This window comes from Alishewanella longhuensis (assembly GCF_014653435.1).
GTDB lineage: Bacteria > Pseudomonadota > Gammaproteobacteria > Enterobacterales > Alteromonadaceae > Alishewanella > Alishewanella longhuensis.
Genome location: NZ_BNAO01000011.1, coordinates 19,627 through 38,760 on the forward strand (window position 1 = coordinate 19,627; position 19,134 = coordinate 38,760).

General features: G+C 46.1%; 12 protein-coding genes. 9 read left to right on the forward strand and 3 right to left on the reverse strand.

Going from position 1 to position 19,134, the window contains the following annotated elements; genetic code table 11:
• Positions 1–47 precede the first annotated feature (47 nt).
• The 5 genes from IE163_RS16545 to IE163_RS16565 all read left to right on the forward strand — a co-directional run bounded on the left by IE163_RS16545 (position 48) and on the right by IE163_RS16565 (position 9,393).
• A complete protein-coding gene (locus tag IE163_RS16545; RefSeq protein ID WP_189434113.1) occupies positions 48–4,874 on the forward strand; it encodes an NAD-glutamate dehydrogenase in 4,827 nt (1,608 codons plus the stop codon).
• 126 nt (positions 4,875–5,000) lie between these two features.
• Entirely contained in the window at positions 5,001–6,011 is a 1,011-nt protein-coding gene (pyrD, locus tag IE163_RS16550) for a quinone-dependent dihydroorotate dehydrogenase (RefSeq protein WP_189434114.1), read from the forward strand.
• A 101-nt stretch (positions 6,012–6,112) separates the two neighbouring features.
• On the forward strand, positions 6,113–6,628 hold the full coding sequence (locus IE163_RS16555; RefSeq protein ID WP_189434115.1) for a cell division protein ZapC domain-containing protein: 516 nt from the start codon (positions 6,113–6,115) through the stop codon (positions 6,626–6,628).
• Positions 6,629–6,656: 28 nt separating this feature from the next.
• Positions 6,657–8,162, forward strand: a complete 1,506-nt coding sequence (cls, locus tag IE163_RS16560; RefSeq protein WP_189434116.1) for a cardiolipin synthase — start codon at positions 6,657–6,659, stop codon at positions 8,160–8,162.
• 10 nt (positions 8,163–8,172) lie between these two features.
• Positions 8,173–9,393, forward strand: coding sequence for a class I SAM-dependent methyltransferase (locus IE163_RS16565; protein ID WP_189434117.1), 1,221 nt, complete (start codon positions 8,173–8,175; stop codon positions 9,391–9,393).
• A 178-nt stretch (positions 9,394–9,571) separates the two neighbouring features.
• Here IE163_RS16565 and IE163_RS16570 read toward each other — a convergent pair whose 3' ends face one another.
• Entirely contained in the window at positions 9,572–10,609 is a 1,038-nt protein-coding gene (locus tag IE163_RS16570; RefSeq protein ID WP_189434118.1) for an extracellular catalytic domain type 2 short-chain-length polyhydroxyalkanoate depolymerase, read from the reverse strand.
• A 104-nt stretch (positions 10,610–10,713) separates the two neighbouring features.
• Positions 10,714–12,429, reverse strand: a complete 1,716-nt coding sequence (gene ggt / locus IE163_RS16575) for a gamma-glutamyltransferase (protein WP_189434119.1) — start codon at positions 12,427–12,429, stop codon at positions 10,714–10,716.
• Positions 12,430–12,768: 339 nt separating this feature from the next.
• On the opposite strand from ggt, the gene IE163_RS16580 reads away from it, so the two are divergent.
• The 4 genes from IE163_RS16580 (at position 12,769) to IE163_RS16595 (ending at position 18,605) form a co-directional block, all read left to right on the forward strand.
• Positions 12,769–13,779 carry an isoaspartyl peptidase/L-asparaginase family protein gene (locus IE163_RS16580; RefSeq protein ID WP_189434120.1) on the forward strand — a complete coding sequence of 337 codons (1,011 nt, stop codon included), beginning with the start codon at positions 12,769–12,771 and terminating at the stop codon, positions 13,777–13,779.
• Positions 13,780–13,861: 82 nt separating this feature from the next.
• On the forward strand, positions 13,862–14,281 hold the full coding sequence (locus tag IE163_RS16585; protein WP_189434121.1) for a CBS domain-containing protein: 420 nt from the start codon (positions 13,862–13,864) through the stop codon (positions 14,279–14,281).
• 81 nt (positions 14,282–14,362) lie between these two features.
• Positions 14,363–18,244 carry an ATP-dependent RNA helicase HrpA gene (gene hrpA, locus IE163_RS16590; RefSeq protein ID WP_229833622.1) on the forward strand — a complete coding sequence of 1,294 codons (3,882 nt, stop codon included), beginning with the start codon at positions 14,363–14,365 and terminating at the stop codon, positions 18,242–18,244.
• A gap of 61 nt (positions 18,245–18,305) precedes the next feature.
• Positions 18,306–18,605: a PilZ domain-containing protein gene (locus IE163_RS16595; RefSeq protein ID WP_189434123.1), complete on the forward strand. Its 300-nt coding sequence runs from the start codon at positions 18,306–18,308 to the stop codon at positions 18,603–18,605.
• A gap of 56 nt (positions 18,606–18,661) precedes the next feature.
• Here the strand turns inward: IE163_RS16595 and IE163_RS17885 are convergent.
• A partial coding sequence (locus IE163_RS17885; protein WP_229833623.1) for a class I SAM-dependent rRNA methyltransferase occupies positions 18,662–19,134 on the reverse strand: 473 nt, incomplete at its 5' end.

Consider the following 19,134-nt stretch of genomic DNA (forward strand, 5'->3'; position numbering starts at 1 on the left):
TTTTGTGGATCCTGTGTTTTCGCAGTGATTGATAAAAGGATGCAATAATGACAAAGATAGACGGTCTAACCTCAGTTTTACTACAAAACGTCAGCAAGCTAATCAAGCAAAAAGTAAAAGAACAAATTCCGTTGGTTGAAAAGTTTGCTCACACACTCTATGGCAATATGTCAAATGAAGATCTGGTGGGTCGTAATGACAGTGATCTTTATGGTGCGGCGCTAAGTTTATGGCAAACGCTAAACCAGCATGCTGAACCTGCTGCGCGGATCCGGGTATTTAATCCGGAAATTGCTCGGCACGGCTGGGAGTCAAAACATACCATCGTTGAAATCGTCGTACAGGATATGCCTTTCCTGGTTGACTCGGTACGGATGGCGTTAACCCGGCATAATATTACGGCGCATTTGCTGCTGCATTATCCATTGCAGACGAAACGCAATGCCAAAGGTAGTATTGTTGACTTTGCTAAACTGGGGCGTTTAACAGACGCCAGCACACAGCAAACCGTATTCCATATTGAAATCGACCGTATGACAGACAGTACTGCCATCGAAGCGCTTAAAGCCGAGCTGCATTCTGTAATGGAAGATGTGTCTTTAGCGGTACAAGACTGGCAACCAGCCAGACAAAAACTGCTGGATGTGATTAAAACCTTACCAAAACATGCTGGTAAAGCCAGCAAAGAAGAGATCACCGAAGTAACCGATTTTCTGAATTGGTTGGTAAAAGATAATTTTACCCTACTGGGTTATCGTAGCTATGATATTAATCCAGTAAAGGGTGATTACCAAATTGTTGGCCAGAAAGACAGTGCCCTTGGGTTAATGCGTCGCTCTGAGCCGCGCGATCTAATGCTATCAGAACTGCCAGAGCGTGGTCGCCTACAAGCATTAAGCAACTCTTTGCTGATTCTGACAAAAACTAACAATAAATCGCGGGTACATCGACCAGCCTACATCGATTATATCGGTATTAAACGTTTTGATAATAGCGGTAAGGTCGTCGGTGAAGATCGTTTTATTGGTTTGTATTCTGCCAGTTTGTATAACAACAGTGCAGCCGATATTCCGCTTTTAAAAAGCAAGCTGCAACAGGTTATGACTCGCTCTGAGTTTGCGGTAGGCACTCATGCCTATAAAGCCTTACTTAATATTTTGGAAACCTATCCTCGAGATGAACTTATACAAGCCAATGTTGATGAATTGTTAGATGTCAGCATGGGGGTATTGCAGATGCAAGAGCGTGATATGACGCGCTTGTTCATCCGCCAGGATACCTTCGGCCGCTTTGTCACTGCCATGGTGTATGTACCGCGAGAACGTTACAACACCCAACTGCGTAAAGATACTCAAGCGTTATTGGCGCAAGCCTTCGGCGCTAGCGAGCCGGTAGAGTTTACTACCTATTTTTCTGAATCTGTGTTGGCGCGTACCCACTATTTGGTACGGATCAACGATAGCCAAGTTGAGTATAACGTGAAAGACATTGAACGAAATCTGGTTGAAGCCGCCCGTACTTGGGAAGATAAACTGGAAAGCGCCTTAATTGGTATCTATGGTGAAGCGCGCGGCCGTGAACTAAGCCGTAAATATGTTAATGCTTTCCCGCGTGCTTATAAAGAAGATATGTTACCCAATGATGCGCTGGTTGATATTGGCAAGTTAGAGTCGCTTAATGAAGACCATAAGCTGGAGATGTTGTTCTATCGCCCGCAAGAAGAGGGTAAAGAGAGTAAAGCCGTCCGCTTGAACTTATTCCATAAAGATCATCCAATCCACCTGTCTGATGTACTGCCGATGTTGGAAAACTTTGGACTACGTGTTATTGGCGAAACGCCTTATGCGGTGAAGTGCCCAGGTGGTTCTGTTAGCTGGATTTTAAATTTTGCCATGGAGCTAACGGGCGAGCTACCGGCCGACTTTGCCGCTGCGCAGCAAAGCTTCCAAGACTCTTTAACCAAGGTTTGGTTAGGTCAGTTAGAAGATGATGGCTTTAACCGTTTAATTTTGGGTGCCGGCTTAACCGGACGTGAGGCATCAATTTTACGTGCCTACGCCAAGTACAAGCGCCAGATTGGCAGCACCTTTAGTCAAAGTTATGTTGAAAATACCTTTGCTCGCTATGCCACCCTGGCAGGCTTGCTGGTACAGTTATTCAATATGAAGTTTGCACCGAAGTCTCGAGCCACAGCAAAATCTATTGAAAAGCTGGAAGAGCAGATTGCTGCTCAGTTAGAGAATGTTGCTAATCTAGATGATGATCGGATTATTCGTCGCTTTGTCGATATGATTAATGCCACCTTGCGCACTAACTATTACCAAAAAGCGACAGATGGCACAGACAAGCCTTACATTTCCTTTAAGATTAAACCCGATTTGATCCCGGAAATGCCTTTGCCGATGCCAATGTTCGAGATTTTTGTATATTCGCCGCGGGTTGAAGGTGTGCACTTACGCTTTGGTAAAGTAGCTCGGGGCGGTTTACGTTGGTCTGATCGGCGTGAAGATTTCCGTACCGAAGTACTTGGCTTAGTAAAAGCGCAGCAAGTAAAGAATACCGTTATTGTACCTTCAGGCGCTAAAGGTGGTTTTGTTTGTAAAAAATTACCTGAGAGCGGCGGACGCGAAGCCTTTATTAACGAAGGTAAAGCCTGTTACCGCACCTTTATCCGTGGTTTGTTAGATATTACCGACAATATCGTGCAAGGTGCCATAGTGCCACCAACTGATGTAGTGCGGTTGGACGAAGACGATCCATACTTGGTTGTTGCTGCTGATAAAGGTACTGCCACCTTCTCTGATATTTCTAATGGGATCTCTGAGGAGTATAACTTCTGGTTGGGTGATGCTTTTGCTTCTGGCGGTTCTAACGGTTATGACCATAAGAAAATGGGCATTACTGCCCGCGGTGGTTGGGAATCGGTAAAACGCCACTTCCGCGAAATTGGTATAGATTGCCAAAGCAGTGATTTTACCTGTGTAGGTATTGGTGACATGGCTGGAGACGTGTTTGGTAACGGTATGCTGCTGTCTAAGCATATCCGTTTACAAGTTGCCTTTAACCATATGCATATTTTTATCGATCCAAACCCGGACGCCGCCAGCTCATTCAAAGAGCGTGAACGCTTGTTTAATCTGCCTACTTCCACTTGGGATGACTACGATAAGTCATTAATTTCTGAGGGGGGCGGCATTTTTGCGCGTAGTGCTAAATCAATTAAACTTAGCCCACAAATTAAAGAGATGTTGGGCACCACTAAAACCTCAATGACGCCCAATGAGTTGATCCGTGAATGTTTAATGATGCCGGTCGACTTGCTGTGGAACGGCGGTATTGGTACCTATGTGAAAGGCAGTAATGAAAGCCACGCCGAAGTAGGTGATCGCGGTTCAGAAGCTCTGCGGGTTAACGGCCGTGAGCTAAGAGCCAAAATCTTTGGCGAAGGCGGTAACCTGGGTGCGACTCAACGTGGCCGTATTGAATATGCAGCCAATGGTGGCCGGTTAAATACTGACTTTGTTGACAACGTGGGTGGGGTAACCTGCTCGGATAATGAAGTTAATATTAAAATCTTGCTGAATGCACTGGTCACAGGTGGTGATCTCACCATCAAACAGCGTAACAAGTTACTAAACGATATGACTGATGATGTAGCCGATATCGTTATTAAAGATTGTTACCGGCAGACACAGAGTATCAGCTTGTCCTCATTGTTGGGCTCTGAGCAGATTAAAGAGTACACCCGCTTTATCCACGCCTTGGAAAAAGACGGTAAGCTAAACCGCGAGCTGGAGTTCTTACCTTCAGATGATGAATTAGCTGATCGCATGGCGAAAAACATGGGGTTAACCCGGCCAGAGCTCGCTATTTTAACTGCCTACGGCAAAATGGTGTTAAAAGAGCGGTTAGTCACGCCAGAGGTATCAGACAACGGTTACTTCCAGCAACAGCTTAGTGGTGCTTTCCCGCAGGTATTACAGAAGAAATTCGCCAGCGAAATTAGCCAGCATCCACTAAAAGCTGAGATTATTGCTACTAAATTGGCCAATATGTTGGTTAATGAAATGGGGCCAAACTTTGTGCAGCGTATGTTTGAAGAAACAGGTGCCAGTGCTGCCGAAGTCGCCATTTGCTATGCCATAGTGCGTGAATTGTTTGATGTGGCTAACTACTGGAAGCAGTTAGAGCAGCTAGATAACAAAATCCCGGCGGCATTACAAAGCCGGGTATTGTTCCAGTTGCGTCGTACTATGCGCCGGGCAACCCGTTGGTTTGTGCGCCATCGTGACAAGGCGCTTAACATTGAACAAACCGTTGCTTTCTTTAAACCCGCTTATGCCGAAATCGTTCGCGATTTACAGAAATATGTGGCTGAACGGGAGATGCAAGAGCTGGCAGAAAAGAGCAATACCTTAGTTGAACAGGGTATTCCAGAAGTGGTTGCTGTTTATCTGAGCCAATTAAGCACGGTCTTCTCGGTAATGGATATTGCACAGGTTGCTGATAGCCAGCAAACAGCGTTAGCCATGGTTGCTGAAATTTACTTTAAGTTAGGTGATAAGCTGGAGCTGCATTGGTTCCTGGAACAGATCACTCGCCAGCCTGTGGCCAACCACTGGCAGGCACTGGCAAGGGCTTCATATCGTGAAGAGCTTGATTGGCAGCAACGTGGTTTAACCTCTGTAGTGGTGAGAAGCTGTGGTAACGCCTGTATTGCTGATGACATTATCAACAATTGGCTGGAGCAACACCATGCGCTAGTAGAACGTTGGCGTCTAATGCTCGCTGAGTTTAAAACCACGCAAAGTCATGAGTTTGCTAAGTTCTCAGTAGCTATGCGTGAGCTGATGCTGTTAAGTCAGTCGGTTTGACACTGTTGTTTTTAGCTTAAACTTATTACAATACCCCGATTAATACTTTAGCTAGCCGGAGTCGCAACCAACTTGGTCGCAACTCCGGTAGTAAGGTATCCGGGGTATTTTATTTAAAGGTCAGCCATGTTCTATTCATTAGCCAGAAATGTACTTTTTAATTGTGATGCTGAGCGCTCGCATGATTTTGCGCTTGGCAGTTTAAAGCGCTTGGCGCATACCCCGGCAGCTGCTTTATGGCGCCAGCAACTGAGCAGTAAACCCAAAATCGTCGCCGGGATTGAATTTCCTAACCCTGTTGGCTTGGCTGCAGGGTTGGACAAAAATGCTGACTGTATCGCAGCCTTTGCGCAAATGGGCTTTGGCTTTATTGAAGTAGGCACCGTAACACCGAAACCACAAGCTGGTAATGACAAGCCTCGCATGTTTCGTTTGCCACAAGCCGAAGCTATTATTAATCGAATGGGCTTTAACAACAAAGGTGTAGATTACTTAGTAAACAATGTACAAAACAGCCAATATAAAGGGGTTTTGGGCATTAATATTGGTAAAAATAAGGATACACCGAATGAGCAGGGCAAAGATGATTACATTCACTGTCTGCGAAAAGTTTATGCTTATGCCAGTTATATCACCGTTAATATTTCCTCGCCTAATACACCAGGGCTACGTGACTTACAGTTTGGTGAAGCCTTACTCGATTTATTAAATGCGGTAAAAAACGAGCAATTAGCTTTACAAGCAAAGCATCATAAATACGTGCCGGTTTTTGTAAAAATTGCCCCTGATATGGATCAAATTGCAGTTGAGCAAGTTGCCGATACGCTATTGCGTAGTAAAATGGACGGCGCTATCGCAACTAATACTACCTTAGATCGTACTCTGGTAGCTGGGCAGCAATTTGCAACAGAGACTGGCGGCTTAAGCGGTTTACCGGTGCGGCAAAAAAGCACGCAAATTATTACACAGTTGCGCCAGGCGGTTGGGCCTGAGTTGCCGATTATCGGCGTGGGTGGTATTAATGACAGCAATTCAGCACAGGAAAAGCTGAGTGCTGGCGCTGATTTACTGCAACTGTATACCGGTTTTATTTATCATGGACCCAAACTGATTAAATCTATTGTAAATAGCTTATAAGTGATAGATTTAACAGTAAATCATCTTTAAAAATCTGATCGGCGTGCTATAGTACCAATAGTACACAGCATTTTTACGCCTTATGGAGTATAGCAAGCAAGATGTTAACGCCGTCGGAGCAATGGACCTGGCATTATTGCCCAAATAAAGACCGTCTATTGCTAAACATAGATGATTCTGTGCAGTTCACTTCTGAACTGACAGGGACTATGCTTAACCAAAAAGTGGTACATCAGCCTTTTTCCATCGAAGAGGCTGAAGCTTTTTGGCGAATTCAAGATGTGTTGCAGGTTATGGTTAGTGACGAAACCGCCCGTTTGGAATACTCGTTACACGCGCTCGCCAATCGTTTTCGCCAGCTTAGTGCACATAAAAGCTGGTATTTTGCTACTCAGCGCCAACAAGATATTGGCGCCTATCAACTTGTTCAGTTACAGGGAAAAGATCTAATCACTGCTTTGGTTATTGCATCTGATCTAGAGTGTATTGAATGTCTGTTGCTGGCGTCAGGAGAATCACTGGCTGGTAAAGCGCTAGCGCACTGCTCGGTAATCAGGGTACTACGAAACCGAGCGCAATTGCTGGAAGTTGATGTCGATCTGGCACGCAGTGCTTAGATTATTGCTAACAGCTCCTCAGGTATAGATGTTACGAATTCGCAAGCTATTGCAGCAAGCCTTTGCTAAGGCTTCACTTTCTGCTGGTGGCGTGGTAGCTGGCCCAAGTAAAAAGCGCCGCCTGCTATTAGTGCTGCTAGCAATGTTTCATTTATCCGGTTTGCTCTCCTCTTTAGATGCGCTGATGTCATCCAGAACCGCACAGGGTAGTATTGCCTGGATAGTGTCGTTGAACACCTTTCCCTACGTTGCTGTACCTGCTTACTGGATCTTTGGTCGTAGTCGTTTTCAAGGCTATATTATTTCCCGTCAGGAAACGGATAATGATTTGTTTTTAAAACACCAGCTAAAAGCGTCTGGCGTGGAAGATTACATTCTGCATACTGAGCGAGAGCGAGGTAGTTTACAAGCGGTAGAAAAGTTGGCTAAGATGCCGTTTTTAAAGGGAAACCTGGCAGAATTGTTAATTGATGGTCAGGCTACCTTTGACAGTATCTTTGCTGGTATAGCGGCAGCAAAAGACTATGTCCTTGTGCAGTTTTATATCGTCCGTGACGATAATCTTGGTCGTCAATTACAACAACTACTCATTGAAAAAGCCCGACAAGGTGTTGTCGTCTATTTTCTATACGATGAAATTGGTAGTTACCGGTTGTCGCATCGTTACACGGCGGCATTGACGGAAGCAGGAGTGAAAGTAAGGCCTTTTCACTCAACGAAAGGACCAGGAAATCGTTTTCAGCTTAATTTTCGTAATCACCGCAAAATTGTTATTACCGATGGGCATTTTGGCTGGTTGGGTGGGCTGAATGTCGGTGATGAGTACTTGGGAGCCGATCCCCGCTACGGCGCCTGGCGCGATACCCATTTAAAAATTGGTGGCCCGGCAGTGCTTGCTTTGCAATTGTCTTTCGTTGAAGACTGGTATTGGAGCGCAGAGACTATCCCCACGTTAAACTGGCAGGCTAAAGCAGCAGAGCAGGGTGAAACTCCTATACTGATTTTGCCATCAGGTCCGGCAGATCGCTTTGAGACCGCTAGTTTACTTATGCAACATGCTTTGCATAGCGCCAAACACCGTATCTGGATTGCCAGCCCGTATTTTGTACCTGACGAAGGCACTCTAGCTGCATTAAAGTTGGCTGCTTTACGTGGGGTCGATGTCAGAATTTTGATCCCGGAAAAAACCGATAACCTGTTGGTCACTCAGGCTGCTTATGCCTTTATCGGTCCACTATTGGACGCAGGTGTCAACATTTACCGCTATCAGCATGGTTTTTTGCATGCAAAAAGTTTTTTGGTCGACGAGCAACTTAGCGCAGTGGGTACGGTCAATCTGGATAATCGTTCTTTTCGCTTAAATTTTGAAATTACGGCCCTGATGCTGGATCAATCATTAAACGAGCAGTTACAGCAGCAGTTTTTAGCTGACTTTGCACACTCGCGACAGATGAGTTATGCAGAGCTCAGAGCTCGTCATTGGTGGCAACGAGCTATCGCTCGCGGTGCCCATTTAATGGCGCCGGTTCTTTAGGAAATGTTAGATGACAGTGACCGAACCCAATCAACCCAATTATCAGCAATTTGTTGAGCGACTTAGCCAGGCGCTTACCGAGCAGCAACTGCTTAAATTGATTTTAAGCAAGTATCAAGGTGCTGAGACGGAGCTGCAACGGCTGGAAATTACCCCGGTGCTGCTAAAAGATATCTGGCAGTTAAAGTTCCTGTATCAATACAAAACCAATCATATTACTAAGAACCTGCCAACAGAACTGGCGCTTCCCGTGATCCTGAGTTTGTTACAATCCGACTTTAACCAAGCCAATTTACAAAGCTACAGCCAAACTTGCCAATTAAGCCAGAGCAAGAAGGGTAAATACCTGCTTAGTTGCCAAAGTACACCTAAATCTTCGCAAGCCCAAGTTCAGATCCCGCCGCAGGCTATTGCACATAACCGGCAAAAACAGCGTTATGTAGAGCAAAGTCGGCCGTTTTTAACGGCACTTGGCGTTACCGATCAGCAGCAGCAGCTGATCCCTGCCATGTCGAATAAATGGAAGCAAATCAATAAGTTTATTGAGATATTGGCTGGAGCGGTAAAAGATACTGGCTTGACAGAGCGCAAGCAATTACATGTGGCCGATTTCGGCTCAGGTAAAGCCTATCTAACTTTTGCCATGCATGATTATTTTAACCATACCTTAGGCTTGCCCGTTAACGTTACCGGAGTAGAGTTGCGCCAGCATTTGGTCGAACTGTGTAATACTACGGCGAAAACCCTTCATTTAAGCGGTATTCAGTTTGAGCAGGGCGACGTTAAGCATTTTAAAGCGCGCGGTATTAATGTGATGGTGGCGTTGCATGCCTGTGATACAGCGACTGATTATGCTTTGCATATGGGGATTCGTACCGGTGCCGAGATTATTATGTGCTCTCCTTGCTGCCACAAACAAATCCGGCCGCAAGTGCAGTTACCATTGGTATTAGCGCCAATGTTACAGCATGGTATTCATTTAGGGCAAGAAGCGGAAATGCTCACTGATAGCCTGCGAGCTCTGTTATTGGAGGCCAACGGCTATGACACTAAGGTGTTTGAGTTTATTTCGCTGGAACATACCAGTAAAAATAAAATGATCTTAGCGACCAAGCGGCATAAAACTAAAGATAACAGCGCGGTGTTAGGGCAAATTCAGGCGTTAAAACAGTTTTATGGCATTACCGAGCACTGTCTGGAGCAATTATTAATAGAATCAGCAGCGGGATAAGCTGCTGCAATTTTTCTGCTCAAACGAGCAAGACTATTTATACCCAATGGATTTTTAAATGCACTTAGGCGGCAAGGCTGTCAATCCCGATGAGCTTAGTCGCACTAAGTGATTAGGCCTGGCTGGCGCTCCAGTTAACGAACGCGGCCAACCCCGATGCATTTTAAAGACTACGGGTTTAGCGTAGGGCATCAATCAGCTGTTTTACGGCTGTCAGCTGTGCTCCTTCTTTGCTTAAATAGTTAGCGCCGCTATACCCCCACCAATCCCAACAACCAAAAGGATTCAGAGTACTCTTTTCAACCTGTGGATAGAGCATAACCAACTGGTTAGCATCGGCATAGGCGTTTAAGCCAGTTTTAGTCACATAGGCCGCACCAATTTGACTGGCATCTTGCCGGCAGCCATGGAAACTAACATGTAGCTGGCAAAGGCTGCCTTGCTGACAGGCTGCTGGAATGTAGGCATAACCAAATTCTGCCAACTGGCCTTGGCTGGCCGGTGCCAATTGGTGTTGATTGAGCTGATATAATTGACCGCTTGGCACTGCTGCTCGTGTCAGGGTTTTATTCAATAAATGGCTCAAAAATTTACCGGCAGCATCGTAGCCGCAAGTGGCTAAAAAGGGTGATTCGGATTTATCACAGGGAGTTAAATCCGGCTGATCAGTAGGAAAGTGATGAGCAAAAGGCTGGTCGCTAACAATGTTTAGCTGTGCGGGTGTTAGCCAATTAGCATACTGATTAGCAAGTGCCATACCTACCTGCGGTAAAACAGTCTGATCAGCGCTCCCGTTTAAGATCCAAACCCGACTTTTAACCACCGCAGTAAGGGGGGCTAACAAACCTTGCTCACGCAGCATGGTCAAGGTTTGCTCAATCGCTGCCAGATCCGGCGCTGACTGCGGATTGGCCATACAATGGCCTATCGCCTGTTGTAAGTTATTTTGTGCACAATATACCGGGCCTGCGGCCAGCATTGCCACACCAGAGACTTCTTCGGCAAATGCCTGATGATACTGGCCCGCCATATAAGCACCAGAAGAGAGACCTGATAGGGTGATCTCCGACGCCAGATTAAGTGATGGCAATGACTCAGCTGCACTGGCGCTATCATTTAACGCTTCAGCACTGAAAGCGACCGAGTTCAGCAGTATTGAGCTGATAAACAAGAGATTAAAGCACTTATTAAAAGGTAATTCGGATGCTAAATGCATAATAATACTCTGGATTAAGCTTAGTTAATTTACTATCAATGAGTGCGCGCCAAAGAGCAATAGCGCTTTAGTACAGTTTGCTGACTAATAATTACGCCAAGTGTCTATTCCACCACTAGTGCTACACCGCGACCACGAGGATCTGCCGCGGGTATAGGTTTTCTTGCCTCAATTTTGATTAGCTGAATATCACCAAGATTCCAATCGGGCATATGTACCTGATAGCCTAATTGCTGTAGTTGTGGCAATACAGGGGCAGCTAAAGCTGCATAAGGCTCGGTACGAATTTGGTCTTGCGGTAATAACTGATGATGAAAGCGCGGTGCAGCAACCGCTTCTTCTGGTGTCATTTTGAAATCGTACAGATTATTTATCACCTGAAAAATACTGGTGAAAATGGTGGAGCCACCCGGGGTGCCAATAACTAACTCCAACTTTTCATCTTTTAACAAAATAGTTGGTGTCATCGAAGACAGCATACGTTTACCGGGGGCTATGGCATTGGCATCACTGCCCACCACACCAAAAGCATTGGGTACACCCGCTTTGGCGGAAAAATCGTCCATTTCGTTATTCAGTAAAAAGCCGGCTCCGCTCACCACCACGCCGCTACCGTAATCTAAATTTAGGGTATAGGTATTGGATACCGCGTTACCTGCTTTATCAACAACAGAAAAATGGGTGGTTTGTTCTGATTCCAACCCCGGTTTGACACTGGCGGTGTCCGAAATAGCCTTGGGGTTTATTTCACTGGCGCGTTTTTGTAAATAAGCAGGCTCAAGTAGTTGTCGTTGTGGTACGTCAGTAAAATCCGGATCGCCTAGATAATCAGCTCGGTCAGCGAACACCCGCTTTTCAATTTCGGCAATTAAATGGACATACTGTGCCGAGTTATGGCTAACGTCAGTAAAATGCTCAGCATTAAATTCTTTTAATGCCAGCAATTGATTGAGTGCTATACCACCGGAACTTGGGGGCGCTACGGTAATAAGCTGCATATCGCGCCAGTTTCTGATCAGCGGGTTACGCCACACCGCTTTATAGTTGCGCAAGTCGTCTGCATCAATCAGCCCGTTACCTCGCGCCATTTCAGCCAGAATAAGTTTTGCTGTCTCTCCCTTGTAAAAATCGGCCGGCCCATATTGAGCGATGCGTGCTAAGGTCGTCGCTAATTGCGGCTGTTTAAAGATTTTTCCTGGCTGCATAGCAGCAAAATAATCAGCAAAATTGGTTTTACCGGCAAAGCGGTTTAGGACATTGCTATCATAGAGATAAGTTTTCTCCGGCACCATATAACCTTCTTGCGCCAATTTAATGGCCGGGGCAATTAAGTCTGCCCACGGTTTAGTAGCAAATAACTGATGTGCTTGCCAAAGCCCCATAACAGTGCCAGGGACCCCGGATGCTAAATGACCTATCAGGCTTAAGTCGTCAATCACATCGCCTTCATTATTTAAGTACATATCACGATGGGCTTTTGCCGGAGCCATTTCCCGGTAGTCCAGAAAATAGGCCTTGCCATTGAACCACAAGGTCATAAAGCCGCCGCCACCAATATTACCCGCTTCAGGATAGGTAACTGCTAGCGCAAAGGCCGTGGCTATCGCCGCGTCTACCGCATTACCGCCTTGCTGTAATATCGCAGCGGCAACTTCTGCCCCATAGCGGTCTGGGCTGGCTACGGCGCCCGCCGTTAGTGTTCTCTCTGACGACGTAGCTGTTGCAGTATTATCGTTTATAGTGCTTTGCGCATGAACAGTGGAAAAGGGCAAGATAAAGAATAACAGCAACGTCACTGTGCAGCGGGTACTAATGGGCATACAAGATTCTCCAAAGCATAATATGTCAATACTAGTACTGGAACATAACATTGGGCGCAGAGGATTCCTATCAAAACAGGATGAAGAGACATAAAAAAAGGCGCCACAGAGCGGGGCGCCAAAGCGTCAGGTTAACGCTGTTGCAAAGCACGTATAACAACGATGCTAGTGTAACGCGGTGTAAAACTGAGCCTTTGATCTAACGCAAGAAAGCGTCTAACTGACCGATAAACTAACAGATTAACTTGCCTGAATAGGTTTCTTCACGTAAAAAATACCACAGCAATCAGCATCAAAAAAATGCTTAATATAACAATACATCTCAACAGGAACCTCGGCATGAAAATAAAATTACTGGCAGCATTACTTGGCACAGCAGTCGCTTTATCACTCTCTAAGGCTGTGCTGGCTGAGCAGCCAATAGGTATTGTGATTCATGGTGGTGCCGGCACCATTAATAAAGCGCGCATGACAGATATTGAGCAACAAGCCTATGAAGCGGCTTTAACCAATGCTATAGAACAAGGTTATGCCATATTAAAACAAGGTGGCAGCAGTTTAGATGCAGTAACGCAGGCGGTTATAGTGTTGGAAGATTCGCCGCTCTTCAATGCCGGCAAAGGTGCGGTCTATACTTTTGATGAGGGGCATGAACTTGATGCCTCTATTATGCAGGGACAAGACCGCAATGCCGGAGCCGTGGCAGGTGTCACCACGATTAAAAATCCGATTCTACTGGCTCGTGCGGTAATGGAACAATCTGAGCATGTGATGTTGGCAGGAGCAGGCGCTGAAGCTTTTGCTAATACGTTGCAACTAGCGCGAGTGCCCAACAACTATTACAACACCGAATTTCGTTATGAAGCTTTAAAGCGGGCTAAGCAAGCATTAGCACCGCAGCCGCATCAAGCAAAAGTTCCGTTTGATCCGGCCTGGCGCATGGGCACGGTAGGGGCGGTAGCAATTGATAAAACAGGTAACTTAGCGGCAGCTACTTCAACCGGCGGCATGACCGCCAAGCGTTACGGTCGTATTGGTGATGCGCCGGTGATTGGTGCGGGTAACTTTGCCGATAATAGTAGCTGTGCTGTATCAGCCACCGGCCACGGCGAATACTTTATTCGTTATCAGGTAGCGAGTGATATTTGTGCCAGAGTAAAGTATCAAGCGAAGAGCGCGCAACAGGCGGCGACAGAAGTTATCGGCGAGTTGGCTAAAGTGGGTGGTACTGGTGGTGTAATTGTCGTTGATCCCGCAGGCAACCTAAGCTGGGCCTTTAATACCGAGGGCATGTACCGGGCGATGCTGGGGAATAAGACGCCACTTAAAGTTGAAATTTTTAGTGACTAAACCATGGATTAGCATCTGAATAATTAAGCAAAATTCCCTGCTTAGACTATGCTTAAATTGAAGTTTTTTGGGAGAGCAAGCTATGGATCTACTTAAAGTTGCAGATTATATGAATCGTCATCCTGTCATTTTTGACGCTGATATGCCTGTGGAAATGGCAGTCGATCGGTTAATTAAAGGACAACAAACCGGCGGGCCAGTGATTGATGGCCAACGTAAAATCATTGGCTTCTTATCGGAACAAGATTGTTTGGCCCGGATGTTAATGTCTACCTACCATGATCAACAATCTGCACGGGTTGCAGATGTAATGCGTACCGAGGTACTTACGGTAAAAGACTATGATGGTATTATTGATTTAGCACAAACGATGTTAAAAGCTAAACCTAAGCTTTATCCGGTAGTTGATGACAATGGTTATTTATTAGGCATTATTACCCGCACAGACGTGTTAGCTGCCATTGACAAAGAACTGCACTCACATTACGGCAAGGTAGGCTAGGGCGTGTTTAGATAAACATGCCCTAGCCTTCGCTTAGGTTCCTTGGTAGCATTGCGCCCTCTGAAATCTGAGGGCGTTATTTTGTCTGCTGTAGTGACTTTTTCATTAAACGAGCTTTATGCCAAGCTGCCAGCATGTTTGTTGCAAGATCAATTTCGGCTGCGCCGTAAGCTAGGCGAGGTTAAAAAAGCTCCAGAGCCTCAGCAACAGCAGCAATTGCAACGCATCGTCGGTGAGCTAGCGCGTTCTATCACCTTGCGGCAAAGTCGGCAACAAGGCGTGCCGGCCTTAAACTATCCGGCAGATTTACCGGTCGTGGCTAAAAAAGACGACATTAAAGCGGCAATTGCTGCGCATCAGGTGGTGATTATTGCCGGCGAAACTGGCTCTGGTAAAACCACCCAGATCCCGAAAATTTGTTTAGAACTGGGCCGTGGTGTAGCCGGTACCATTGGTCATACGCAACCCCGCCGTTTAGCCGCCCGCAGTGTTTGCGCCCGTCTCGCTGAAGAGCTTAATTGCCAGGTGGGGCAACAGGTCGGCTATAAAATCCGTTTTGGCGATCATACTAATCAGCAAACCCTGATTAAATTGATGACAGACGGTATTCTGCTAACAGAAATGCAGCAGGATAAATTTTTAAATCAGTACGACACGCTAATTATCGATGAGGCGCACGAACGCAGCCTGAATATCGATTTTCTATTAGGCTATTTAAAGCAACTGTTGCCAAAGAGACCTGATTTAAAAGTTATCATTACCTCAGCGACCATTGACCCTGAACGTTTTTCCAAGCACTTCTTTGACGCGCCTATAGTGGAAGTGTCTGGTCGCACTTACCCAGTGGAAACGCGTTACCGCCCATACAGTGAACTGGATGATAAAGACAGTGATCAGTTACAAGGGATTTTTGATGCAGTCGAAGAGCTTTATCGCGAGCCGCCCGGTGATATTTTAATTTTCTTAAACGGCGAGCGGGAAATTCGCGATACTGCGGATGCACTGGAAAAGTTAAAACTGCCACATACTGAAGTCCTGCCGCTCTACGCCCGTTTAAGTGCTGCTGAGCAAAACCGCATTTTTCAAAGCCACGCTGGTCGGCGCATTGTTCTTGCCACTAACGTAGCAGAAACCTCTTTAACGGTACCTGGTATTCGTTACGTGATTGACCCCGGTACCGCTCGGATTTCGCGCTATAGCTATCGCTCTAAGGTGCAACAATTACCCATAGAGGCGATAAGCCAGGCTAGCGCGAATCAGCGTAAAGGGCGCTGCGGTCGGGTCGCTGCCGGTATTTGTATCCGGCTTTACAGCGAAGAGGATTTTATCGGTCGGCCAGAGTTTACTGATCCGGAAATACTCAGAACCAACTTAGCCTCTGTTATTATGCAAATGTTGGCATTAGGGTTAGGCGATATTGCCTCCTTTCCCTTTTTACAAAAGCCGGATAGCCGCTTTGTTAATGATGGCATTAAATTGCTGGAGGAGCTCGGCGCCGTTGCGCAGTTAAAAGGTAAACAACAGTTACGCTTAACGCCACTAGGTCGCCAGTTAGCACGCTTACCCATAGATCCACGCCTGGCGCGAATGGTGATTGCGGCCAGTGATACCGGCGCGTTAAAAGAAAGTTTAGTGATAGTGGCGGCGTTATCTATTCAGGATCCGCGCGAGCGACCACTCGACAAGCAACAAAAGGCTGATGAGCTACATGGACGCTTTGCTGATCCAGACTCAGACTTTGCCAGCTGGTTAAAACTGTGGGACTACCTACAGCAACAACAAGAGCAACTGAGTAATAATCAATTCCGCCGCCTCTGTAAGCAAGAATTTCTAAATTACCTGCGGGTGCGCGAATGGCAAGATTTAGTGGCGCAGTTAACGCAATTGGCGCAAGAGCAACAGTTAAAGCTAAATCAGAATGCGGCGGGTTATCAACCGCTACATACTGCCTTACTCAGCGGATTATTGGGGCAAATTGGCTGTCGTGATAGTGAGGCCGATTATCTCGGTCCGCGACAAACGCGGTTTTATGCTTTTCCGGGCAGTCATCTATTTAAACGCAAACCTAAATGGGTGATGGCCGCCGAATGGGTGGAAACTAGCCGGCTTTATGCCAGAACGCTGGCAAAAATTGAGCCCGAATGGATAGAGCCACTGGCGCTGCATTTGGTTAATCGCAGTTACAGTGAGCCACATTGGGAAAAGAAAAAAGGCGCGGTGGTCGCCTTTGAACAGGTGTCATTGTATGGCGTGATCATTGTTGGCAAGCGTCCGGTGCTGTATAGCAAAATTGATGAAGCTATCTCGCAGCAAATTTTTATCCGTGAGGCGCTGGTTAATGGCGATCTTGGGTTAAACGAAGCCTTTTTACAACACAATCAGCGCTTAATAGAGCAGGTACAAGACCTGGAAGAAAAATCGCGGCGGCGCGATATTTTGATTGATGATGATGCCTTAGCGGCGTTTTACGCCGAGCGTATTCCGCTATGGGCTAATAACCGCATCGACTTTAGTAAATGGTGGAAGAAACAGCGCCAGCAACAGCCAGATTTTTTAAATTTCGACCCAGACACGCTCTATCAGCGTGACGCGTCTGACATTACGGCTGCCAAGTTTCCGGAAACTTGGCAGCAAGGCAATTTAACCTTGCCTTTAGAATACCATTTTGCACCGGGTGAGCCCGATGATGGTGTGAGTGTGTTAATTCCGCTTGCGCTGTTAAACCAAGTGGATGATCGAGGTTTTGACTGGTTGATCCCAGCATTACGCCACGAGCTATTGGTGGCCTTAATTAAATCTTTACCTAAGCAATATCGCCGTAACTTTGTACCCGCGCCAAATTATGCCGATGCATTGTTGCAAAGTTTGGAGCCGGGGAGTGAACCGCTACTGGAAGTCCTTACCACTAAGCTAAAGCGGATGTCGGGCGTTACCATACCTGACGATGCCTGGGAACTCGCTAGCTTACCGGTGCATTTAAAAATGAATTTTAAAATTCTGGATGAGCGTAAGCTGGTCGCGCAAGGACGTTCACTGAAATTGTTAAAACAGCAATTGCAGGGCGAAGTGCAGCAAAGTTTAAGTGAAGTAGCCGAGCAGGGCATTGAGCAAACCGCGCTTACCGAATGGAGCTTTGGCAAACTGCCGCAAGAATATATTAAGCTGCAGGCTGGCTTTGAAATTAAAGCCTTTCCGGCGTTAATTGACGAAGGGCAAAGCGTTGCTATTCGTTTGCTGGATAACCCGCAACGGGCAGAGCAAGCACATATTAAAGGTTTACGCCGATTGCTATTGCTTAATGTGCCGTCACCAGTCAAGTATTTGCAGGAATCGTTACCCAATAAAGCTAAGCTAGGTTTGTACTTTAACCCCTTTGGTAAGGTATTGGATCTGATTGACGATTGTATTGCTGCGGCAACGGATGAACTGATTAAACAGTATCTACCAGTGCAGGATGGCACCCGTTTTAATGCATTGCGGGAGCATTTACGAGCAGAGCTAGGTGAACTGGTACGGCAAATTGCCCTTAAGGTCGAGCGGATCCTTACGCTTTATCACGATATTCAAAAACGACTAAAAGGGAAGGTTGAGTTGGCACATTATCAGGCTCAAGCCGATGTAAAAACCCAGCTGGAGCAGCTGATTTTTAAAGGCTTTGTTAGCACTCATGGAGCTAATAAATTAGAGGACGTGCAGCGTTATCTCGCGGCTATGTTGAAACGGTTAGAAAAACTACCCGTGGATCCCAACCGCGATCGCCTATTAATGCATGAATATCAAAAAGCCGAAGTAGCCTATCATCAATTGTTAGGCAAATATGCGGGCCAGCCACTACCTGAAACGGTGGTTGCGATCAGCTGGATGTTACAAGAGCTAAGGGTGTCACAACATGCGCAGCAATTGGGGACGCCTTATCCAATATCACTAAAGCGAATTATTAATGCGGTACAGGATTTAAAATAATCTTGTTGCAGCAAATGACCAGCTTGCTAAGATAGGGCAAAAAGCCTTGTTGGGAGTAGTTATGCTAAATCGTGGTGATAATCGACATTTTTATCGGATGATGGTTAATGCCGATGTTAAATTAATGATTAACGATCCAGAAGCTGCCCGTGTTATAGACGGGATCTGCCGTGATCTTAGCGCCTCCGGCATGTCAGTAGAAATTGATGAACCTTTAGAGATGGGGGTCCTCGTTTGTGTTCGACTGGAATCTCCTAATGCCAGTATCGCACCTTTGGATGCCACTGCTAAAGTGATGCGCTGTAGTCAGGAAAGTGAAGAATGTTATAATCTGGGGCTGGCTTTTATCGAACTGAACTAGCTGAGTTAGCTCAGCTAGTTCCATTAGGCTAATACCTACCTAAGCTGGCTTCCTTGTTAGTAAATCTTACAAATGAGCCCCTTTAGGTAATAACCTTCTGGGAAAAAACTCGCTACCGGATGGTCGCTGTCTTGCTGTAGGCGCTCCAAGAATAAACAATCGCGATTGGCATCTAAAGCCGCGTCTGCAACCACTTTCTGAAATAGCGCCTCTTCCATTAAGCCAGAGCAAGAAAAGGTAAAGAGTAAACCACCTGGCTTCACTAATTGCATAGCGACCCGGTTGATATCCTTATAACCGCGGCAAGCACTATTTAACTGAGATTTGTTATCTGCGAATTTTGGCGGGTCTAAAATAATCAGATCAAACTGCTTACCTTGTTCCTGATATTGCCGTAATAACTTAAATACATCCGCTTTAACATTGGTGATTTTACTTAGATCTAGCTGATTTAACTCGGCGTTGCGAGTCGCCGTCGCCAAGGCTAATTCTGACATATCCACATTAGTCACGTGGTGCGCACCGCCAG